This is a genomic window from Saccharothrix sp. DSM 118769 (assembly GCF_052936295.1).
This window is the reverse complement of the sequence record NZ_CP193627.1, coordinates 765,675-786,251: the sequence shown is the minus strand read 5'-3', so window position 1 is coordinate 786,251 and position 20,577 is coordinate 765,675. Positions and strand designations below refer to the sequence as shown.

General features: G+C 74.3%; 22 protein-coding genes. 14 read left to right on the top strand and 8 right to left on the bottom strand.

Annotated features, from left to right (window positions below; translation table 11 throughout):
• The first annotated feature begins 64 nt into the window (after positions 1–64).
• Positions 65–358, top strand: a complete 294-nt coding sequence (locus ACRAKJ_RS03835) for a 4a-hydroxytetrahydrobiopterin dehydratase (protein ID WP_438926032.1) — start codon at positions 65–67, stop codon at positions 356–358.
• Here ACRAKJ_RS03835 and ACRAKJ_RS03830 read toward each other — a convergent pair.
• The 3 genes from ACRAKJ_RS03830 to ACRAKJ_RS03820 all read right to left on the bottom strand — a co-directional run bounded on the left by ACRAKJ_RS03830 (position 314) and on the right by ACRAKJ_RS03820 (position 2,355).
• Positions 314–1,516, bottom strand: a complete 1,203-nt coding sequence (locus ACRAKJ_RS03830; RefSeq protein ID WP_438926033.1) for a mannosyltransferase — start codon at positions 1,514–1,516, stop codon at positions 314–316. The two genes, ACRAKJ_RS03835 and ACRAKJ_RS03830, sit on opposite strands and share 45 nt — an antisense overlap.
• Before the next feature lie 306 nt (positions 1,517–1,822).
• Entirely contained in the window at positions 1,823–2,077 is a 255-nt protein-coding gene (locus tag ACRAKJ_RS03825) for a Txe/YoeB family addiction module toxin (protein WP_438926034.1), read from the bottom strand.
• Positions 2,074–2,355, bottom strand: a complete 282-nt coding sequence (locus ACRAKJ_RS03820) for a type II toxin-antitoxin system Phd/YefM family antitoxin (RefSeq protein WP_447008875.1) — start codon at positions 2,353–2,355, stop codon at positions 2,074–2,076. The genes ACRAKJ_RS03825 and ACRAKJ_RS03820 overlap by 4 nt, the downstream gene beginning before the upstream one ends.
• Before the next feature lie 298 nt (positions 2,356–2,653).
• Between ACRAKJ_RS03820 and ACRAKJ_RS03815 the strand changes: the two genes are divergently transcribed.
• Positions 2,654–3,220 (top strand): Uma2 family endonuclease, encoded by a 567-nt coding sequence (locus ACRAKJ_RS03815; protein WP_447008874.1) that lies wholly within the window; start codon positions 2,654–2,656, stop codon positions 3,218–3,220.
• Between the two features lie 41 nt (positions 3,221–3,261).
• On the opposite strand, the gene ychF is transcribed toward ACRAKJ_RS03815, so the two are convergent.
• The gene (ychF, locus tag ACRAKJ_RS03810; RefSeq protein ID WP_438925092.1) at positions 3,262–4,341 is read right to left on the bottom strand and encodes a redox-regulated ATPase YchF; all 1,080 of its coding nucleotides are present in this window, start codon (positions 4,339–4,341) and stop codon (positions 3,262–3,264) included.
• 79 nt (positions 4,342–4,420) lie between these two features.
• Between ychF and ACRAKJ_RS03805 the strand changes: the two genes are divergently transcribed.
• Together ACRAKJ_RS03805 and ACRAKJ_RS03800 are read left to right on the top strand one after the other, a co-directional pair.
• Positions 4,421–5,689, top strand: coding sequence for a DNA-3-methyladenine glycosylase 2 family protein (locus ACRAKJ_RS03805; protein ID WP_438925093.1), 1,269 nt, complete (start codon positions 4,421–4,423; stop codon positions 5,687–5,689).
• On the top strand, positions 5,686–6,192 hold the full coding sequence (locus tag ACRAKJ_RS03800) for a methylated-DNA--[protein]-cysteine S-methyltransferase (protein WP_438925094.1): 507 nt from the start codon (positions 5,686–5,688) through the stop codon (positions 6,190–6,192). Before ACRAKJ_RS03805 ends, ACRAKJ_RS03800 begins: the two co-directional genes overlap by 4 nt.
• 11 nt (positions 6,193–6,203) lie before the next feature.
• Here ACRAKJ_RS03800 and ACRAKJ_RS03795 read toward each other — a convergent pair whose 3' ends face one another.
• Both ACRAKJ_RS03795 and ACRAKJ_RS03790 read right to left on the bottom strand, forming a co-directional pair.
• Positions 6,204–7,058, bottom strand: coding sequence for a DUF6542 domain-containing protein (locus tag ACRAKJ_RS03795; protein WP_438925095.1), 855 nt, complete (start codon positions 7,056–7,058; stop codon positions 6,204–6,206).
• Between the two features lie 38 nt (positions 7,059–7,096).
• Positions 7,097–8,032 carry a DNA recombination protein RmuC gene (locus ACRAKJ_RS03790; protein WP_438925096.1) on the bottom strand — a complete coding sequence of 312 codons (936 nt, stop codon included), beginning with the start codon at positions 8,030–8,032 and terminating at the stop codon, positions 7,097–7,099.
• Between the two features lie 97 nt (positions 8,033–8,129).
• Between ACRAKJ_RS03790 and ACRAKJ_RS03785 the strand changes: the two genes are divergently transcribed.
• The 4 genes from ACRAKJ_RS03785 (at position 8,130) to ACRAKJ_RS03770 (ending at position 12,986) form a co-directional block, all read left to right on the top strand.
• Positions 8,130–9,272: an exonuclease SbcCD subunit D C-terminal domain-containing protein gene (locus tag ACRAKJ_RS03785; RefSeq protein ID WP_438925097.1), complete on the top strand. Its 1,143-nt coding sequence runs from the start codon at positions 8,130–8,132 to the stop codon at positions 9,270–9,272.
• Positions 9,273–12,149, top strand: coding sequence for an AAA family ATPase (locus tag ACRAKJ_RS03780; protein WP_438925098.1), 2,877 nt, complete (start codon positions 9,273–9,275; stop codon positions 12,147–12,149).
• Between the two features lie 161 nt (positions 12,150–12,310).
• Positions 12,311–12,574 (top strand): hypothetical protein, encoded by a 264-nt coding sequence (locus ACRAKJ_RS03775; RefSeq protein ID WP_438925099.1) that lies wholly within the window; start codon positions 12,311–12,313, stop codon positions 12,572–12,574.
• Between the two features lie 13 nt (positions 12,575–12,587).
• Complete coding sequence (locus ACRAKJ_RS03770) at positions 12,588–12,986, top strand: glyoxalase superfamily protein (RefSeq protein WP_438925100.1); 399 nt, start codon at positions 12,588–12,590, stop codon at positions 12,984–12,986.
• Positions 12,987–13,026: 40 nt separating this feature from the next.
• Here ACRAKJ_RS03770 and ACRAKJ_RS03765 read toward each other — a convergent pair whose 3' ends face one another.
• The gene (locus ACRAKJ_RS03765) at positions 13,027–14,949 is read right to left on the bottom strand and encodes an ATP-binding cassette domain-containing protein (RefSeq protein WP_438925101.1); all 1,923 of its coding nucleotides are present in this window, start codon (positions 14,947–14,949) and stop codon (positions 13,027–13,029) included.
• Positions 14,950–15,371: 422 nt separating this feature from the next.
• Between ACRAKJ_RS03765 and ACRAKJ_RS03760 the strand changes: the two genes are divergently transcribed.
• Complete coding sequence (locus ACRAKJ_RS03760) at positions 15,372–15,938, top strand: DUF1062 domain-containing protein (protein ID WP_438925102.1); 567 nt, start codon at positions 15,372–15,374, stop codon at positions 15,936–15,938.
• Positions 15,939–15,971: 33 nt separating this feature from the next.
• On the opposite strand, the gene ACRAKJ_RS03755 is transcribed toward ACRAKJ_RS03760, so the two are convergent.
• Positions 15,972–16,916 carry a 4-hydroxy-3-methylbut-2-enyl diphosphate reductase gene (locus ACRAKJ_RS03755; RefSeq protein WP_438925103.1) on the bottom strand — a complete coding sequence of 315 codons (945 nt, stop codon included), beginning with the start codon at positions 16,914–16,916 and terminating at the stop codon, positions 15,972–15,974.
• A 64-nt stretch (positions 16,917–16,980) separates the two neighbouring features.
• Here ACRAKJ_RS03755 and ACRAKJ_RS03750 point away from each other — a divergent pair, with 64 nt between their 5' ends.
• From ACRAKJ_RS03750 to glpX, 5 genes are all read left to right on the top strand, one after another.
• Positions 16,981–17,517: a lipid droplet-associated protein gene (locus ACRAKJ_RS03750; protein ID WP_438925104.1), complete on the top strand. Its 537-nt coding sequence runs from the start codon at positions 16,981–16,983 to the stop codon at positions 17,515–17,517.
• A complete protein-coding gene (xseA, locus tag ACRAKJ_RS03745) occupies positions 17,514–18,827 on the top strand; it encodes an exodeoxyribonuclease VII large subunit (protein ID WP_438925105.1) in 1,314 nt (437 codons plus the stop codon). Before ACRAKJ_RS03750 ends, xseA begins: the two co-directional genes overlap by 4 nt.
• Positions 18,808–19,215: a sugar ABC transporter substrate-binding protein gene (locus ACRAKJ_RS03740; protein WP_438925106.1), complete on the top strand. Its 408-nt coding sequence runs from the start codon at positions 18,808–18,810 to the stop codon at positions 19,213–19,215. The genes xseA and ACRAKJ_RS03740 overlap by 20 nt, the downstream gene beginning before the upstream one ends.
• A complete protein-coding gene (locus tag ACRAKJ_RS03735) occupies positions 19,212–19,421 on the top strand; it encodes an exodeoxyribonuclease VII small subunit (RefSeq protein ID WP_438925107.1) in 210 nt (69 codons plus the stop codon). The genes ACRAKJ_RS03740 and ACRAKJ_RS03735 overlap by 4 nt, the downstream gene beginning before the upstream one ends.
• A gap of 73 nt (positions 19,422–19,494) precedes the next feature.
• Positions 19,495–20,544 (top strand): class II fructose-bisphosphatase, encoded by a 1,050-nt coding sequence (gene glpX / locus ACRAKJ_RS03730; RefSeq protein ID WP_438925108.1) that lies wholly within the window; start codon positions 19,495–19,497, stop codon positions 20,542–20,544.
• Positions 20,545–20,577: the final 33 nt, after the last annotated feature.

Genomic DNA, 20,577 nt, shown 5'->3' with positions numbered 1-20,577 from the left:
GGCGCAGCACCGGACTCCCGTGGCGAACGCGCAGCCTACCCCGAGCGGTGGCACGATCGGGTGCATGGCCGAACTGCTGACCGACGACCAGGTGACCGCCGCGCTGGTCTCGCTGCCCTCGTGGAGTGCGCGGGACAAGGCGCTGGTGCGGGTCGTGGAGCTGGAGAGCTTCCCCCGGGCGATCGAGGCGGTGAACCGGGTGGCGGAGGTCGCCGAGCGGGTGGACCACCACCCGGACGTGGAGATCCACTGGCGCACGCTCACGTTCCGCTGCTGGACGCACGTGCGCGACGGGATCACCGCCCGCGACGTGTCACTGGCGGAGGAGATCGACGGGGTCCTCGACGCGCTCGGGTGACCGCTCCCGGAGCACCACGGCGATCGTGACCAGCGTCAGCACGCCCACCGCCGGGTACACCCAGCCCAGCGCCGAGTAGTACCAGGGGCGCGGGATCACCCAGATCGACGGCTGGGCGTTGAGCAGGAACGAGATCAGGTAGCTGCCGATCGCCAGCACCCAGGCGACCGCCGTCACGCTCGCCAGCACGTGGTGCGCCCGGTACACCAGCCACATCAGGGCGGGCACCGCCCACACCCAGTGGTGGCTCCACGAGATCGGCGACACCAGCAGGCCGAGGAACTGCACCGCGACGACCATCGCCAGGGTGTCCTTCGCCTTCACGGCGGCGTGCAGCGCGAACCCGGCCAGCACCGCCGACACCGCCACGGCCGCGAGGAAGACCGGGCCGGTCTGGATGTCGTACCCGAGCGTGCGGCTCAGCGCACCGCGCAGCGACTGGTTGATCGCCGACCCGACCGGGCCGACGCGCGTGGCGTCGCCGAGCAGGTGGAACCAGTACTCGGCCGACAGGCGGGGCGAGACGACCCACGCGAGGCCGACCGTGCCCGCGAACGCCACCACCGACCAGACCGCCGCCTTGTACTGCTTCGTGACGAGGAAGTAGAGCCCGGAGATGGCGGGCGTGAGCTTCAACCCGGCCGCGATCCCGACGCCCGCGCCCTGCTTCCAGGCGCGGGCGCTGACCAGCGTCCCGATCAGCAGGGCGGCCAGCACCAGGTTGACCTGCCCGTAGTTCAGCGTCGTGCGCACCGGCTCGACCCAGACGAACAGGCCGGTCCACAGCAGCGCGCGGCGCGGGTCGTTGCTGCCGGCCAGGTGCAGCGACTTCTTGGTCAGGTACCAGAGGCAGGCCAGGCAGAGGAGCTGCCAGGACCAGCGGGCCGCGCCCCAGGAGACCCAGGACAGCGGCACGAACACGATCGCCGAGAACGGCGGGTAGGTGAACGGCAGGGCGAACTGGTCGGAGAACTCCTCCAGCCGCCACTCGTAGAGCCGGCCGGTGAACAGCTCGGGCGAGGCGTTGCGGTAGACCATGAGGTCGACCATGGTCATCTTCGCCTGGAGGGCGACCATGGCCAGGTGGCCGAGGACGGACAGCCCGAACACCCACGACGCGAAGGCGAGCACACGGCCCTCCAGTGCACGCAGTCCCACCCTCTACCTCCACGATCGTGTGAATTGCACGACTGACGGGCCACGAACCGGGGTACCCGGACGTCAAGACGAGTGGGAGATCAATACCGCAAGGGGATTAGCAATGACCGCCGACATCGTCGTGTTCACCGTCTCCGCCCTGGGCATGCTGGCCACGGCCGGGGGCGTCTTCGCCCTCGCGCGCCACAGCCGCAACCAGGTGCGCTGACGACACCAGACAGTACCTCGGGCCGGTCCACCGTCGGGTGGGCCGGCCCGAGGTCGTCCACCGGCCGTCCGGCCGTCCGGTCGGGTCGGTCGGGTCGGTCAGTAGTGGTAGCGAGCGGCGAGGATGACGACCTCCTGCTCCGCGACCAGGTAGACGAGGCGGTGCTCGTCGTCGATCCGCCTGGACCAGGCCCCGGCCAGGTGGTACTTCAACGGCTCGGGCTTCCCGATACCGGTGAAGGGGTCGCGCAGGACGTCCTCGATGAGCTTGTTGATCCGGGCGAGCACCTTGCGGTCGTTCTTCAGCCAGGACGTGTAGTCCTCCCGGCCGTGCTCCTCGAAAACGAGCCTCACCCGGCTCCCTCTCCCGCGTCCGCCGCGTCCGGGTCGATCAGCCCACGGGTCGACAGGCCGACACCGCCGAGGGCGTTCTCGTACGCCTTGAGCAGGCGTCGGGCGTTCGCCGGCGAACGCAGCAGGTAGGAGCCCTCGCGCAGGGCGGCGTAGTCGTCGGCGGACATCAGGACGGCGTTCCCGTGCTTGGAGACGATCTCGACGACGTCGTGGTCGTCGTTGACCTGCTTGATCAGCGGGAACAGTTCCTTGCGCGCCTCGCTGGCGGTGATGGACATGCCGCACCCCCTCCGGTGGTACCGGATATCGTACCACTGGAGGGCGATGTCGCCGGACCGTCACACGGTGAGGCGGAACTCCGCGACGTCGCCGTCCGCCATCACCCGGTCCGGCAGGACGAGGCCCCAGCCCGCCCCCACCCTCGTACCACCGGTACGAACCGCGGCCCAGGCCACCTGATCAGGCAATGGACCTGCGTCGATGCGTGCTGCTTCACTGATCACCACGGCGCCCCGAGATCCAGGAGGCACACCCGTGAGCACAGCCCACGCCGCCGGCCCGAGTTACGGTGGGGCCATGACCGGCCTGCCCGACTGGATGCGTCCACCGCGTGAAGAGGGTTGGTTCGCGGAGGACCTGGATCGACTGCCCGAGGCGCCCCGGCACACCGAACTGATCGACGGAGCGCTCGTTCTCATGATGAACGCACAGCGCCGGACCCACGGCCGCATCATCCGCAAGCTCACCAACGCGCTCGAAGCCCGGGTACCGGCGAACCTGGTCGTCGACCACGAGATGACCATCCGCCTGGACAAGCACAACCGTCCCGAGGCGGACGTCGTCGTGACGACGGTCCCCTACCCGGAGGAGCGGACCTGGTTCACCCCGGCCGAGGTCGTGCTGGCGGTCGAGGTCGTCTCACCCGAGTCCGAGTACCGCGACCGCACGGTCAAGTTGCGCAAGTACGCCGAGGCGGGCATCGCCCACCACTGGCGCATCGAGGAAGAAGCGGGAAAGCCCGTCGTCCACGTCTACGAACTGGACACGACGACAAGCCGCTATGCACTGGTCGGCATCTTCCACGACACGTTGCAGTGCTCGGCGCCGTTCGACATCAAGATCGACCTCGCCGCCCTGACCTGACGGTCCAGGGCGGCGAGGTCCGACGGCGGCACGCTCCGCCGTCACACGTTGAAGCGGAACTCCACGACGTCGCCGTCCGCCATCACGTAGTCCTTGCCCTCCATGCGCACCTTGCCCGCCGCCTTCGCCGCGGCCATGGAGCCGGCTTCCACGAGGTCGTCGAACGACACCACCTCGGCCTTGATGAAACCCCGCTCGAAGTCGGTGTGGATCACGCCCGCCGCCTGCGGGGCGGTCGCGCCCTTCGGGATGGTCCAGGCCCTCGACTCCTTGGGACCCGCCGTCAGGTAGGTCTGGAGGCCCAGGGTGTGGAAACCGGCCCTCGCCAGCGAGTACAGGCCCGGCTCGTGCTGGCCGATCGACTCCAGCAGTTCGCGCGCGGACTCCTCGTCCAGCTCCAGCAGCTCCGCCTCGACCTTGGCGTCCAGGAACACGGCGTCGGCCGGCGCGACCAGCTCGCGCAGCTCCTTGAGCTTCGCCTCGTCGGTCAGGATCGCCTCGTCGGCGTTGAACACGTACAGGAACGGCTTGGTGGTGAGCAGGCTCAGCTCGCGCAGCAGCACACCGTCCACTTCGGACTGCGCGGAGAACAGGGTGCGGCCGGAGTCGAGGATCTCGCGCGCCTTCACGGCGGCCTCCAGCACCGCCCGCCGGTCCTTCTGCATCCGCGCTTCCTTCTCCAGGCGCGGGACGGCCTTCTCCAGGGTCTGGAGGTCGGCGAGGATCAGCTCGGTGTTGATCGTCTCGATGTCGGCGCCCGGGTCGACGCGGCCGTCGACGTGGATCACGTCCGAGTCGTCGAACACGCGGATGACCTGGCAGATCGCGTTGGCCTCGCGGATGTTCGCGAGGAACTTGTTGCCGAGCCCGGCGCCCTCCGACGCGCCCTTCACGATGCCGGCGATGTCGACGAACGACACCACGGCGGGCACCTCGCGCTCGGACCCGAAGATCTCGGCGAGCCTGCCGAGGCGGGCGTCCGGCAGCGGCACCACGCCGACGTTCGGCTCGATGGTCGCGAACGGGTAGTTCGCCGCCAGCACGTCGTTGCGCGTGAGGGCGTTGAACAGGGTGGACTTGCCGACGTTGGGCAGGCCGACGATACCGAGGGTCAAACTCACGGGGGGTGAGTCTACGCGCACCAGGGCCGTGTCCGATTCCCGCGAGACCGAACGGGAAAGCGCTGGCAGGGTGGGCCACATGCTCCTCGACGACGAACGCGCCTACCGGGCGGTCACCGCCCGCGACGCCCGGTTCGACGGCTGCTTCATCCTCGCGGTGCGCACGACCCGCATCTACTGCCGGCCCTCCTGCCCCGCGGTGACGCCCAAGCGCCGCAACGCCGAGTTCTACCCGACCGCCGCCGCCGCCCAGTCCGCCGGCTACCGGGCGTGCCGCCGGTGCCTGCCCGACGCCGTGCCCGGCTCGCCGGAGTGGGACCTGCGCGCCGACCTCGCGGCCCGCGCGGTGCGGTTGATCTCCGACGGGCTGGTGGAGCGCGAGGGCGTGCCCGGCCTGGCCGCCCGGCTGGGGTACTCGGAGCGGCACCTGACCCGGGTGCTCACCGCCGAGCTGGGGGCCGGTCCGCTGGCCCTGGCCCGCGCGCACCGCGCGCACTCGGCGCGGCTGCTGATCGAGACGACGGACCTGTCGTTCGCCGACGTCGCGTTCGCGTCGGGGTTCGCGTCCGTGCGCCAGTTCAACGACACGATCCGCGCCGTGTTCGCCGCCACCCCGTCCGCGATGCGCGCCCGGCGCGGGCCGACCGGCAACGCGGGCCGCATCACGCTGCGCCTGCCCTACCGGTCGCCGTTCGACGCCGCCGGGCTGCTCGCGTACTTCGCGGCATCCGCCGTAGCGGGCGTGGAGCACGTCACGGAAGACGCCTACGCACGTTCGCTGAGGCTCCCGCACGGGGTCGCGACCGTGCTGCTGGAACCGGCGGACGGGCACGTGGCGTGCACGCTGGGGCTGACCGACCTGCGCGACCTGGGCAGCGCGGTCAGCCGGGTACGGCGGCTGCTGGACCTGGACGCCGACCCGGTGGCCGTGGACGGCGTCCTGGCGGGCGACCCGGCGCTGCGCCCGCGCGTGCTGTCGAGGCCGGGCATCCGCGTGCCGGGCAGCGTCGACGGCGCGGAGACCCTGCTCAGGGCGCTCGGCCACACCGCGCCGGGCGAACCGCTGGAGCACCCCGAGGGCCCGGTGACCCACCTGTACCCGAGGCCGGAGGACGTCGACTCCCCCGTGGCGCGGGCCCTCGCCGACGGCGCGCTGCGCGTCGACGTGGGCCGGGACGCCGACGAGCTGCACGCCGAGCTGTCCGCGTTCCCCGGCGTCGGGCCGGAGATCGCCTCGTACGTCGTGATGCGCGTCCTCGGCGCCCCCGACATCCCCTTGACCGGCGAAGACCCCGCGTTGCGCCCGTGGCGCTCGTACGCGGCGATGCACCTGAGGAGGACCGCGTGACCACCACCGCGCACACCGGCACGACCGACACGCCGATCGGCCCGTTCACCACCGTCGTCACCCCGGACGGCGAGGTCCTGGCGAGCGGCTGGACCACCGACGTGGCCGACCTGCTGGCCAGGGTCGCCCCGCGCCTGCGGCCCGCGGCGCTCGTCGCGCGCACCGACCTGGGCGGGGTCACCAGGGCCGTGCGCGCCTACCACGACGGCGACCCGGCGGCCATCGACGACGTCCCGGTCCGCCAGGAGGGCGGCGCGTTCACGGCGGCGGCGTGGCGGGCGCTGCGCGGCGTCCCGGCGGGCAAGCCGATCACCTACACCGACTTCGCCCTGCTCGCGGGGCGCCCGTCGGCGGTGCGGGCGGCGGCGGGGGCGTGCGCGAAGAACCCGGCGACCCTGTTCGTCCCCTGCCACCGGGTGGTGGCGGCGAACGGCCCGGGCGGCTTCCGCTGGGGGCCGGTGGTCAAGGCGTGGCTGCTCGCGCACGAGGCGCGCGCGGCCTGAGGACCGGCCGCTCAGTCCTCGTCGCGCGGGCGGGGCTTGCGCTGCGGCGGGCGGCCCTCGCGGGACGCCGGGCGGCGCGGGCGGTCGGCGGGGGCGGCGCCGTCGCGGGGACGGGGGCGCTTCGGCCGGTCCTCGTCGGAGGCGGAGGCGGAAGCGGCGGACGACCCGGCGGCCGGTCGGCGGCGGGGCGCCGGGGAGTCGTCGGAGGGGCGGGGGCGCTTGGGGCGGTCCTCGGGGGCCGGCTTCTCGCGGGCGGCCTTCTCCCGGACCGGCTTCTCGCGCACGGGCTTCTCGCGCACCGGCTTCTCGCGGGCGGGCTTCTCCCGGGCCGGCTTGTCGGCGGCGACGGACGGCGAGCGCCTGGCCTCGCGCTTCTCGTCCTTCGTGAGCCGGTTCGGGTCCTTCTGGGTGGACACCCGGTAGATGCCGAGCAGCACGGTCACCGCCGTGGTCACCGCCATCGCCGGGAACCCGTCGATCAGCGGTTTGCCCAGGCCGAGGCCCACCGAGGCCAGGCCGCCGGACGGCAGGCCCGAGGTGAACACGACCAGGAGCGGCACCACGATCGCCAGGACCAGCGGCGGCTGCACGACCGGGCCGAACATCGACCGGCGCTCCACGAACACCACCGCGCCGACGCAGCCCGCGAAGAACGCGCCCGCGAACGCCCAGCCGACGGTCCCCGCCGACGAGCTCAGGTCCACGTACGCCCCGATGATCGCGACCACGAACGCGATCGCCACCGCCGCCCACCAGGGCAGGCCCCGGAAGCTGCCGAACATGGCGCGGTCGTTCCAGCGGACGACGTCCTCGAAGTCGTCGTCCTCCGGATCGCTGCGCGAGTCGTCGCGCGTTGCAGCGGTCACCAACACTCCTCGTCCGGCGGAACCCCCGACACACTCTATTACGCCTCGCGGGCGTCCAAGGGTGCACCGAGGGACTCGTCGTTCCTGCGCACGAGCGGCAGCGGGGTGACGTCCGACGACGCGTTGCTCAGCGGCTCCACCGCCGCCCGGAAGCCCTCCAGGGCCTCCAGCTCGCGCCGCCGCGCCGACAGGAACCGCTGGAGGTGCGTGCTCGACAGGTTGACGGCGTCGATCGCGCCGTCGGCCGCCCGGTGCGCGCGCCCGGCCGCCTCCCGCACCCGCTCCACGTCGTCGGCCAGCGCGCGGTCGGTCACCGCGAACATCGCCGCCGACGCGATGACCGCGAACCCGGTCGGCCCGCACAGGAACACGCGCCGGTCCAGCAGCCAGCGCAGCAGCTCCGGGTCGGTGTCCAGGGCGGCGACGACCGCGCCGTCGTTGGGCACGAACATGATCGTCCCGTAGATCGCGTCGGCCCACCGCTGGTAGCCCTTGCCGGCCAGCTCGGCGGCCCGCGACCGGATGTTGCGCACGTGCACGCGCAGCGCGTCGGCGCGTTCGCGCGGGTCGTCGGTCTCCACCGCCTCGGCCCAGGTGGCCATGCTCATCTTCGCGTCCACCGGCACCCGCCGGCCGCCGCCGACGTCGAGCACGAGGTCGGGCCGCACCGAGCCGCCGCCGGCCACGTCGACCTGCACGCTGAAGTGGACGCCCTCGCGCAGGCCGAGCGCCCGCGCCGTCTCCACGAGGACCTGCTCGCCCAGCTCGCCGCGCCCGCTGACGGACGAGAACGCCACCTCGTAGCGCTGGAGGGCCGCCCACTGGGCGTCGCCGCGCTCGCGTTCGGCGGCCACCGCGGCGAGCGCGGCGTCGGTGCGCCGCACGCTGTCCTGGTAGAGCCGGTAGAGGAACAGGAGGGCGCCGGCGAGCAGGAGCGCCACGACCACCGCCGCCGTGCTGAGGACCGCTGTCACCCCACGATCATCGCGCACCCGTGTCCGATCACACGTTCGAGCGACACGCCGAGTCGGGTTCCGGGCGTGTCGCCCGCGCGCGCCTACCGTGGCCGGCGTGAAGATCCTGCACACGTCCGACTGGCACGTGGGGCGCACCTTCCACGGCCGTGACCTGCTGAAAGAGCAGGAATCGGTGCTCGGGGGGCTGGCGGACGCGGTGTCGGACGAGCGGGTCGACCTGGTCGTGGTCTCCGGTGACCTGTTCGACCGGGCGGTGCCGAACGCCGAGGCGGTCGCGGTGTGCTCGCGCGTCCTCAAGCGGATCAGGAACGCGGGGGCGCGGATCGTCGTCACGCCCGGCAACCACGACTCGGCGGCCCGGCTGGGCTTCCTCGGCGCGTTCGCCGAGGCGGGCGGCCTGCACCTGCGGACGCGGATCGTGGACCTGGCCGAGCCGGTGCTGCTCGCCGACGAGCACGGCCCGGTCGCGGTGTACGGCATCCCGTTCCTGGAGCCGGAGACGGCGCGGCACGCGCTGGGCGTGCCGGACGCGAAGGGCCACGGCGGCGTGCTGACCGAGGCCATGCGGCGGGTCCGCGAGGACCTCGCGGACCGGCCGGGCACGCGGTCGGTGGTGCTGGCGCACGCCTTCGTCACGGGCGGCGAGCCGTGCGAGTCGGAGCGGACCATCGCGGTCGGCGGCGTGCAGGACGTGCCGGGCTCGGTGTTCGCCGGGGTCGACTACGCGGCGCTGGGCCACCTGCACGGGCGGCAGACCCTGGCCGACCACCTGCGCTACTCGGGCAGCCCGGTGGCGTACTCGTTCTCCGAGGCCCGGCACACCAAGCAGGTGTGGCTGGCCGAGCTGGGGCCCGAGGGCCTGGCGGGCGTGCAGGAGCTGGTGCTGCCGGTGCCCCGGGAGCTGTCGCTGCTCGGCGGCGAGCTGGAGGACCTGCTGGTGGACGCCGCGCACGAGGCGGTCGCCGACCACTTCCTGTCGGTGACCCTGACCGACCGGGTGCGCCCGCTGGACGCGCTGCGGCGGTTGCAGGCGCGGTTCCCGCACGCGGTGCACGTGGAGTGGCGGCCGGAGGGCGGGCGGACCGGCGAGCTGCGGTTCGCCGAGCGCGTGCGGGGCCGCACCGACGAGGAGGTCGCGTGCTGCTTCCTGGAGGACGTGCGCGGCGACCGGCCCGGCGACCGGGAACTGCTGCTGCTGCGCGAGGCGTTCGCCGCGGCGGCCCGTGAGGAGGCGTAGGTGAAGCTGCACCGGCTGCTGGTCAGCGGGTTCGGGCCGTACGCCGGGCAGGAGGAGGTCGACTTCGACCGGCTCGGCGGCGACGGGCTGTTCCTGCTGCACGGCGACACCGGCGCGGGCAAGACGACGCTGCTCGACGCGGTGGCGTTCGCGCTGTTCGGGAAGGTGCCGGGGGCCCGCGGCGAGGTGAAGCGGCTGCGCTGCGACTACGCGCACGCCGACACGGCGACGTTCGTGGAGCTGGAGCTGACCGTGCGCGGCCGGCGGCTGCGGCTGCGGCGCGCCCCCGAGTACGACCGGCCCAAGAAGCGCGGCGGCGGCGTGACGCGCCAGCAGGCGCAGGTGTCGCTGACGTGGGTCAGCGGGTGGGAGGGCGAGGGCCACACCCGCATCGACGACGTGGCCCGCGAGGTCGACGGCCTGCTCGGGATGACCGCCGAGCAGTTCTTCCAGGTGGTGCTGCTGCCGCAGGGCGAGTTCGCGCGGTTCCTGCGGGCCGAGACCGCCGAGCGGGAGAAGCTGCTGGAGAAGCTGTTCGGCACGGAGCGGTTCCTGGACGTGGAGCGGTGGTTCCGGGAGCGGCGGCGGGAGGCGGGCCAGGAGGTCGAGCGGCTGGGCGGGCTCAACCGGGGCCTCGTGCAGCGCGTCGCGGAGGCCGCCGCCGAGGAGCCGCCCGAGGAGGGCGACCCGGAGTGGCTCAGCTCGCTGCTCAAGCGGCTGGGCGAGGACGCCCGGGAGGCCGGGCAGCGGGCCGCCGCGGCGCTGGCGGACCGGGACGCGGCCGAACGGGTGTGGCAGGACGCGCGGGCCCTGGACGAGCGGGTCCGGCGGGTGCGCGAGGCGCGGCGGTCCCTCGACCGGTACGCCGAGGTGGAGCCGAGCCTGCGGGCGTGGGCGGCGGAGCGCGACGCGGCGCGGCAGGCGGCCGTCGTGGTGCCCGCGCAGGCCGCCGCGGAGCGGTTGGGGCGCGCGCTGGACGCCGCCGAGGCGCAGGAGCGGGCGGCGGCGGACGCGGTGGCCGCGCTCGGCTACGCCGGTGACGACCTGCGCGGCGACGCCGAGCGGCACCGCGAGGAGTCCGGGGCGCTGACCGGCCTGGCCGCCGAGGCGCGCCGGCAGGAGGACGACCGGCGGCGCGTCGCGCACCTCGACCAGTCGATCGCGGCCACCTCCCGCGAGCTGGCGGACCTGCTGGCGCAGCTCGACGAGGTGCCGGCCCGGCTGGCCGCGAAGCGGTCGGCGCTCGACGCGGCGAAGGAGGCGGCGGCGCGGCTCACCCAGGTCGCGGGCCTCGCCGCGGCGGCCGGGGAGCTGCCGGGCGTCGAGGCGTCGTTCCGCCGGGCGGACGAGGCGCGGCGGGCCGCCGTGGACGAGCACCAGCGGGCCCGGGACGCGCTGCTGCGGGTGCGGCAGGAGCGGCTGGAGGGCATGGCCGTCGAGCTGGCGGACGGGCTGCGGTCCGGCGAGGCGTGCCCGGTGTGCGGGTCGGCCGAGCACCCGGCGCCGGCGCGGCTCGTGCCGGGCACGGTGACGGCGGCGGACGAGGACGCGGCGGCCGGCGTGGAGCAGCGGGCCGCCGAGCGGCGGGCGCGGGCCGAGCGGGACGCGCAGGAGCTGGGCGCGCGGGTGACGTACCTGCGCGAGCAGCTCGGCGACCGCTCCCCCGACGAGCTGGAGCGCGAGCACCGGGCCGTGTCGGCGCTGGCCGGGGCGGTCGAGGAGCGGGGCGCGGAGCTGGCCGCGCTGGAGCGGCAGGTCGAGGGCGCGCAGGACCGGCGCAACCGGCTGGAGCGCGACCGCGAGCGGGACCGGGCGCAGCGCGAGGAGCTGGTCGCGGCGGTCGAGGAGCGCGAGCAGCGGCTGGAGGAGGCGCGCGGCGACTTCCCGGACGTGGTGGCCCGCCAGGCGCACCTCGGCGACTTGGCCGACGCCCTCACCCACCTGCACGAGCGGCGCGTGGCCGTGGCCGAGCACGCGGAGCGCCTGGCCGAGCAGCGGGTCGAGGTGTCGCGGCTGGCGGCGTCCGCCGGGTTCGCCGACGTCGCCGAGGCGCTGGCGGCGGCCCGCCCGGACGACGTGGTGGCCGCGCTGGAGGCGAGGGTCCGCGACGCGGAGAGGACCCGTGCGGCGGCCGAGGGCACGCTGGCCGAGCTGCCGGACGTCGACGCCTCCGCCGAGGTGGACGTGGCGGGCGCGGAGCGGCGGTTCCGCGAGGTCACCGACGTGGCGACGCGGGCGTCGGGCGCGTGGGAGGAGGCGCGGCGGCGCGCGGCGCGGGCCGAGGAGCTGGCCGGGCAGCTGCGCGCGGCGTGGGCGCGGCTGGAGCCGGTGCGGGCCGAGTACGACGAGCTGGACGCGCTGACCGACGTGATCAACGGCCGGGGCCAGAACTCGCGGAGCATGACGTTGCGCACCTACGTGCTGGCGGCGCGGCTGGAGGAGGTCGCGGCGGCCGCGAGCACCCGCCTGGAGCGCATGAGCCAGGGCCGCTACCGGTTCGTGCACTCGGTGGAGGCGGGGCCGCGCGGCACCCGCGGCGGGCTGGGCCTCGACGTGCTGGACGACTACTCGGGGCAGCGCCGACCGGCCAAGACCCTGTCCGGCGGCGAGTCGTTCCTGGCGTCGCTGGCGCTGGCGCTGGGCCTGTCGGACGTGGTGGCGGCGGGTGCGGTGCTCGACACGCTGTTCATCGACGAGGGCTTCGGCACGCTCGACGCGGAGACCCTGGAGCTGGTCATGGCGACGCTGGACGAGCTGCGCGCGGGCGGTCGCGTGGTCGGGCTGGTGTCGCACGTGGAGGAGCTGCGGCAACGCATCCCGACCCGGCTGCGCGTGCGCAAGGCGCGTGCGGGGTCGACGCTCGAACTGACCGCGTGAGCCGGGCCTGACGCGGGAACGCGGCTCCGCCGGCCGGTGGTGCGGGCCCCCGTCCTCGCCGCGGTGGTCGCGCTGTCGCCGGGCACCGGGTCGCCGGGCACCGGGTCGCCGGGTCGGCCGGCCGGCGCGTGGTGGCACGACCGCCGGGAACGCGCGCCGCGGTGGCGGAGTTCCCGCGGGACCGGCTCGGCCCCGCGCGGTGGGAGGAGCCGAGCGGCGCGGGTCGGGGCGCCCCGGACACCCGGGAGAACTTCTTCACGGCGCCGGGGCCGGTCCTGTCCGCCCCGCTGTTCGCGGGGGGTGTCCTCCCTGACGGGGGCGTCGAGGCCGGGGTACCCCACGACGCCGCCGCGGGTCGTCGTGCGGCTGCGTTCGCGTTCGTCGCCTTCGTGGCCGGGTTCGGCTCGGACTTCGCCGCGTCCTGACTACGCTCGGGGAATGGGTTACCGGTCCGCGTTCCCGATGCTGGTGTGCGGCGACCTGGCCGCGGCGCTCGCGTTCTACGTCGACGCCCTGGGTTTCACGATGACCTACCGGTTCCCCGAGGACGGCCCGCCCGCGTTCGTGACCGTGGAACTGCCGGACGGGTCGCGGATCGGGCTCGGCGAGGTCGCCCCGGACGGCCGGGGCGCGCACGGCGGCGCGCAGCGGCCCGCGAGCGGGCACTCGTTCGAGATGTGCGTCTACCACGACGACGTGGACGCGGCCGTGGAGGACCTGGCCCGCCTCGGGTACCGGGTGCTCCAGGAGCCGGCCGACACGCCGTGGGGCGAGCGGGTGGCGTTCGTGGCGGACCCGGACGGCAACCCGGTGATGCTGGCGACCGAACCGGGCTGACCGGCCCGGCCCGGTCGGGGTCGGGCGCCCACCGGCGGGGTCAGTCGGCCGCCGGGGCCAGCAGGCCGCCCCGGTACGCGGCGGCCTGGAGCTCGAACAGCTCGTGGTACTGGCCGCGCAGGGCCATCAGCTCGTCGTGCGTGCCCTGCTCGACCACGCGGCCCTGGTCGAGGACGACGATGCGGTCGGCGTTGCGGATGTTCGCCAGGCGGTGGGTGACGAGGATCGTCGTGCGGCTCGCCGTCGCCTCCCGCAGGCCCTCGAAGACGCGGGACTCGGCCTTGGCGTCCAGGGCGGCCGTGGGTTCGTCGGCCACCAGCACGGCGGCGTCGCGGAACATGCCCCGGGCGATGCCCATGCGCTGCCACTGGCCGCCGGACAGGTCCTGGCCCTCGTTGAACTGCCGCGACAGGACGGTGTCCGGCCCGGCGGGCAGGGTGGCGAGCACCTCGTCGGCCCCGGACTTGACCACGGCCTCCTCGTAGGCGCGCTCGTCGTCGCGCCCGAGCCGCCCGACGGTCACGTTGTTCCGCGCGGTCATCGGCCACTGCGCCGGGTCCTGCGCGATCACCGCGATCGACGAGTGCACGGACGTCGGGTCGGCCACCGCGAGGTCGACGCCGTCCCACCGCACCGCGCCCGACGTCGCCGGGTACAGGCCGGTCAGCACCTTGCCGAGGGTCGTCTTGCCGGACCCGTTCTCGCCGACCAGCGCGACGACCTCGCCGCGCGCCACGGTCAGGTCCACGTCCCGCAGCGCGGGCTTCGCCGCCCCCGGGTAGGTGAACGAGACCTTGTCGAGGGTGATCTCGGCCGGGTCGGGCGGCGCGTGGACCGGCCTGCTGCCCTGCGCCCGCTCCGCGCCCTCGACCAGCAGCTTGTTGTAGAAGTCGATGTAGAACGAGTCCTCGTACAGGCTGTTCACCGCACGCGTCGTGCTGGCCAGCGACGAGAAGCCGGTGCGCATCGCCAGCACCGCCGTGCCGGCGAGGGCCAGGTCGAGCTGCCCGGTGTGCAGCAGCAGGCCCAGCACGGCGTACGCGGCGCCCGTGCCGACGCCCGCCAGCGCCCGCCCGGTGAGGCCGACGAGGTTCGTGCGGTGCGCCATCCGGATCTCGTCCACGACGAGGCTGTCGGAGATCCGCCGGTGCTCGGCCAGCAGCTGGTCCTGGAGGGTCAGCGCGTGCCGTTCGAGCGCGAAGTCCCGGTCGGTGGCGACCTCCTCGACGACGCCCTTGCGGGTGTTGCGGGTGACCGAGTCGAGGAAGTGCTCGTAGCGCAGCTTCGACGCGCGCGCCGCGGCCCAGGCGTTCGCGACCGCGGCGAGCAGCAGCGCGGGCGCCAGCCACGGGTCGAGCACCGCGACCGTCACCACGGCGGCGACCAGCGAGATGCAGCCGGACAGCAGCGCGGCCAGGTAGCGGAGGCTGCTCTCCAGCGACCGCACGCCCCGGCGCCCGCCCTGGCGGGCCAGCTCGCGGAAGTCGGCGTCCTCGAACGCCAGCAGCTCCGCCCGCACGAGGACCGCGGTGACCTCGTCGTTCGCGGAGCGCGTCACCCTCGGCCGCAGGCTGCTCTCGACCGCGGACACGGCGGTGTCCAGCAGGGCGCGCACCACGAACGACCCGACCACGACGGCGAGCGCGGGCAGCGCCTGCACCAGCCGGTCGGGGGTGGGTCCGTCGCGCAGCAGGGCGGAGAACACGTCGGCCGTGGCGAGCAGCCCGAACGCGGTCACGCAGCCGGACAGGACGTGCACGACGGCCGCGAGCACCGTGAGCCGGGGGGAGGTGCGCCACGCGACGCGCGACACCATCGCCACCGCCGCGGGCAGGCTGCGCAGCGCCTTGCCGAGGCTCACGGACGTCTCACCGGAGCGGCGGCGCGCCCACCGGGGCGTGGCGACGTTCTCCACGCCGATCAGCGTGGTGCCCGGAGCGGTGTTCGACCCAGCAGGACCCATCCCACCAGGGAACGCGATCCCGGGCCGTCCGCCAAACGCTTTCGCCGTCGGCGCAGCTCACCGGCTTCGGGGCCCGGGACTGTCGGACCGGTCTGGGAGCCTGGGCGGGGGATTCCGCGACCACGACACCGGAAAACCCGTTGCCCGGCGGTCCGCCGGTGAACACCATGACGCGCATGGACCTGTGACCCCGGTGGCACGTGCGCGGACGAGGACGGGCGGAGTCGCTCCCCTCCCCTCCGGCGCGCCTTCCCGAGCCCCGCGCCCCCGACCGGCGCGGGGTTCCCCACCGCGACGCGCCCCGCGCCGTCGCGCAGGCCGGCGCGCCCGAGGGCGGCCGGCCCACACCACCGAGCCCGAGAGGCGGTCCGGGGCGCGCGGAAGCGCCGCCCCGCGCCTCCGCACGTCATGGAGTCCACCTGATGGTGAAAACGCTGTGGGTCGTCCGGGAGCTGGCCCTCCCGGCCGTGGTCCGCGCCTGCCCGTCGTGCGGGTCCGGGCGCCACCACCCCACCGGCAAGTTCCGGGTCAACGCGAGCGGCAAGCTGCTCGACGTCTGGTTGCTGGTCGGCTGCGACCGGTGCGGTCGCACGTCGAAGGTCCCCGTCCACGAGCGCGTGCACGTGAACGCGCTCGACCACGACCGGCTGGTGCGGTTCGAGCGCAACGACCCGGCGCTGGTGCGGCGGCTGGCCGTGGACGCGGCCCTGGCGGGCCGGTCCGGCTACCGGCTCGACTGGACCGGCACGTGGCGGCTGGAGACCGACGCGCCGTTCCGCGACCCGGCGGACCCGACCCCGTTCGTCGTGGTGGTCCGGTTCGAGCTGCCCGCGCCCATCCGAGTGGAGAGGCTGCTCACGGCCGGGTTCGGCCTGAGCCGTCCGGCCGTGCGGGACATGGTCGACTCCGGGCGCGTCACCCTGCCGGTGGCCCTCGGCGCGAAGGTCCGCGACGACTTCACCTTCGCCGTCGGCGCCCGGCCGACGTGAACGCCCGGCCCGACGTGAACACGCGGCCCGACGTCAGCGCACCATGTCCTTGCGCAGCTCCCGGGGAAGGGCGAAGGCGATCTTCTCGTTCGCCGTCGTGATCTCCTCGACCTCGCCGTAGCCGTGCTCGGCGAGGAACTTGAGCACGTCCATGACCAGGATGTCCGGCACGGACGCCCCCGAGGTCACGCCCACCGTGGTCACGCCCTCCAGCCACGCCGGGTCGACCTCGCGGGCGTAGTCGACCAGGTAGGACGCCTTCGCGCCCGCCTGGAGCGCGACCTCGACCAGGCGGACCGAGTTGGACGAGTTCTTCGAGCCGACCACCAGCACCAGGTCGCACTCGGGCGCCATCGTCTTGACCGCGGTCTGCCGGTTGGACGTGGCGTAGCAGATGTCGTCCGACGGGGGCTCCTGGAGGTCCGGGAACCGGTCCTGGAGCTGCCGCACGCGCACCATGGTCTCGTCGACGGACAGGGTGGTCTGGGACAGCCAGACCACCTTGGACGGGTCGCGCACCACGACCTTGTCGACGTCCTCGGCCGTGTCGACGAGCTGGATGTGGGACGGCGCCTCGCCGTAGGTGCCCTCGACCTCCTCGTGGCCCTCGTGGCCGATGAGGAGGATGTCGTAGTCCTCGCGCGCGAACCGCTTGGCCTCGTTGTGGACCTTCGTGACCAGCGGGCACGTGGCGTCGATGGTGCGCAGCGAGCGCTCGGCCGCCTCCTCGTGCACGGCCGGCGACACGCCGTGCGCGGAGAACACCACCAGGGCGCCCTCGGGCACCTGGTCGGTCTCGTCGACGAAGACCGCGCCGCGCGCGGAGAGCGTCTCCACGACGTGCTTGTTGTGGACGATCTCCTTGCGCACGTAGACCGGGGCGCCGTACTGCTCCAGCGCCTTCTCGACGGTCACGACGGCGCGGTCCACGCCGGCGCAGTAGCCGCGCGGCTTGGCCAGGAGCACTCGCTTGTCCATGACCTCCAGGGTACGGCGTGCCGGATGTGGGCATCCGCCGCCCGACTGCGGCAGGCTGTACGGCATGAAGCCACTGCCGTTGCCCGTCCGCCTCGCCGCGGGACTGGCGGTCACCGCCGTCGAGCAGGCCAGGAAGCTGCCGCAGCAACTCGTGGGGCTGCCGGTCACCGTGGTCAGCGAGGCGCTCCAGCTGTCCATGCGGGTCCAGCAGACGGTGACGGAACTCGCAATCAAGGGCGACGACGCCCTGTCCCTGCTGCGACCTGCGGAGACCGAGCCGGAGTGGGCGACGTTCGACGAGGACGAGCCGGACGTGCCCCGCCCGGCCGCCGCGACCGCCTTCGACGTCGACGCCGGGGACGACGACGCCGGCTACGACGCCGGCGACCCGTGGTCGCAGGAGGAGCGGGCGCTGGCCGCCGAGCCGCCCGCGGCGCTGCCGGACTACGACGGGCTGACGCTGCCGCAGCTGCGGGCGAAGCTGCGCCCGCTGTCCGCCGAGGACCTGGAGCAGCTGCTGGAGCACGAGCGGACGCACGCGGCGCGGCCGGAGTTCACCGGGATGCTGACCCGGCGCCTCGCGAACCTGAAGGACCGGTGAGCGAGGAGAAGTCCAGTCCCGAGAACCCGTGGCCGGTGCGGACGGTCGCGCGCAAGATCTTCGACTGGATCAACCGGCTCGGCGACGTGTGGGTGGAGGGCCAGGTCACGCAGCTGAGCGCGCGGCCGGGCACGGCGACCGCGTTCCTGACCCTGCGCGACCCGTCGGTGGACATGTCGATGCAGCTCACCGCGCAGGTGGGGCTGGTCAGGGAGCTGGGGCTGACCGAGGGCAGCCGGGTGGTGGTGCACGGCAAGCCCAACTTCTTCCCCAACCGGGGCACGCTGAGCCTGCGCGTGGACGAGATCAGGCAGGTCGGCGTCGGCGAGCTGCTGGCCCGCGTCGAGCGGCTGCGCAAGCTGCTGGCCGCGGAGGGCCTGTTCGACCCGCGGCGCAAGCGCAGGCCGCCGTTCCTGCCGAACAGGATCGGGCTGATCACCGGCAGGGCGTCGGCGGCCGAGCGGGACGTGCTGACGAACGCGCACGCGCGCTGGCCGGGCGCCCGGTTCCGGGTGGTGAACGTGGCGGTGCAGGGCGCGTCGGCGGTGCCGGAGATCCTGACCGCGCTGGCGACGCTGGACCGCGACCCCGAGGTGGACGTGGTGGTGCTGGCGCGCGGCGGCGGCAGCGTGGAGGACCTGCTGCCGTTCTCCGACGAGGCGCTGTGCCGGGCGGTGTCGCAGTGCCGCACGCCGGTGCTGTCGGCGATCGGGCACGAGCCGGACACGCCGCTGGTGGACCACGTGGCGGACGTGCGCTGCTCGACGCCGACCGACGCGGGCAAGCGGGTCGTGCCGGACGTCGCGGAGGAGGCGGAGCGCGTCCGGCAGATGCGCGACCGCAGCCGCCGCGCCCTGCACGGGTGGGTGGACCGGGAGCGCAAGCTGCTGGCCGCGCTGCGCACCCGGCCCGCGCTGTCGGACCCGCACGGGCCGCTGGACCGGCGCGCCCAGGAGGTGGACCAGCTGCGCGAGCGGGCCCGCCGGGCCATCCGGAACCGCCTCGACTCGGAGGCCGCGGGCCTGGTGGCGACCGCGGCGCGCTTGACGGCCCTCGGACCTGCCGCCACGCTGGCGCGGGGCTACGCGGTGGTGCAGCTCGTCACGCCCGCGGGCGTGGACGGGGTGCTCCGCTCGACGGGCCAGGCGCCGGTCGGGACGCACCTGCGGGTGCGGGTCGCGGACGGGGCCGTGCACGCGGTGGTGACCCCCGACGGGGGCGGTGACCGGTCGGCGACCGGCGAGGACGGCCGGTCGGCGGCCGGCGGTCAGGCGGAGGAAGGAGGCGGCGGTGCCGAACCCGGCACGTGAGCCCACGTTCCTGCCCTTGACGATGGCCGCCGCGGGCGAGCCCGGCGACGAGGGCGCCCGGGAGGTCCGGGACCGGGCGGAGTCGGCCGACCGGGCCGCCGCCGACTGCTGGCTGTCGCTGGTGGCCGGCTGCACGTCGGGTCGCCAGGCGCTGATCACCCGGCTGCACGACCTGTCCGAGGCGACCTGCGGCTACGCGGGGATGCGCTGGTGGCTCGGGCACGGCTCGGTGCACCGCCGGCGCGTGTCCGACGCGGAGCACCGCATCGACGACGCGGTGCGCGAGGGCGACGGCGCGGAGTTCGCCGAGGCGTTCGTCGGCTACGACCAGGCCGTGGCCACCGTCGTGGTGCACGTCCGGAACCGATTGGGGAAGTCAGTCACGTGAGCGAGCAGGGCTACGAGCAGGCCAGGGACGAGCTGGTGGAGGTGGTCCGCCGGTTGGAGGCGGGCGGCCTGTCGCTGGAGGAGTCGCTGGCGCTGTGGGAACGCGGCGAGGCCCTGGCGAAGACCTGCGAACAGCGGTTGGCGGGCGCCCGCGAGCGGATCGATCAAGCGCTGGGTGTGACCGAGGAGGACGTCGCTCGGCCCTGACGCGGCCCCCGCCACGTGCGAGGATTGGTCTACCGACCGGTAGCCCACGATCGACCGCACGAGGGAGTGCCCCATGAGCAGCAGCCCGACCGAGCGCCGCCGCGAAGCACCGGACCGGAACCTCGCGATGGAGCTCGTCCGGGTCACCGAGGCGGCGGCCATGGCGGCCGGGCGCTGGGTGGGCCGCGGTGACAAGAACGCCGGCGACGGCGCGGCGGTGGACGCGATGCGCAAGCTGATCGGCACCGTGTCGATGCGGGGCGTCGTGGTGATCGGCGAGGGCGAGAAGGACGAGGCGCCCATGCTGTTCAACGGCGAGGAGGTCGGCAACGGCGACGGTCCCGACTGCGACGTGGCCGTGGACCCGATCGACGGCACGACGCTGATGGCCAAGGGCATGCCGAACGCGCTGGCGGTGCTGGCGGTGGCCGAGCGCGGCGCGATGTTCGACCCGTCCGCGGTGTTCTACATGGAGAAGCTGGCGACCGGGCCGGAGGCGGCGGACGTCCTCGACATCAGCGCGCCGATCGCGGAGAACGTCCGGCGGGTGGCGAAGGCCAAGCACGTCGACGTGTCCGACGTGGTGGTGTGCATCCTGGACCGGCCGCGGCACGACCGGATCGTGCGGGAGGTGCGGGAGGCGGGCGCGCGCATCCACTTCATCTCCGACGGCGACGTGGCGGGCGCGATCTCGGCGGCCCGGCCGAACACCGGTATCGACCTGCTGGTGGGCATCGGCGGCACGCCGGAGGGCATCATCGCGGCGGCGGCGCTCAAGTGCATGGGCGGCGCGATCCAGGCGAAGCTGTGGCCGAAGGACGACGCGGAGCGGCAGCGCGCGCTGGACGCGGGGCACGACCTGGACCGGGTGCTGACCACGGACGACCTGGTGCGCGGCGACAACGTGTTCTTCTGCGCGACCGGCGTCACCGACGGCGACCTGGTGCGCGGCGTGCACTACCGGGCGGGCGGCTGCACGACCCAGTCGATCGTGATGCGGTCGAAGTCGGGCACGGTCCGGATGATCGACGGCTTCCACCGGTTGGAGAAGCTGCGCGAGTACGCCTCGGTGGACTTCGACCTCCCCCGCACGGGCGAGAACGCGCTCCCGCCGCTGCCCTGAGTGACCTTTCATGAACGGGATGTCAACGGTCAA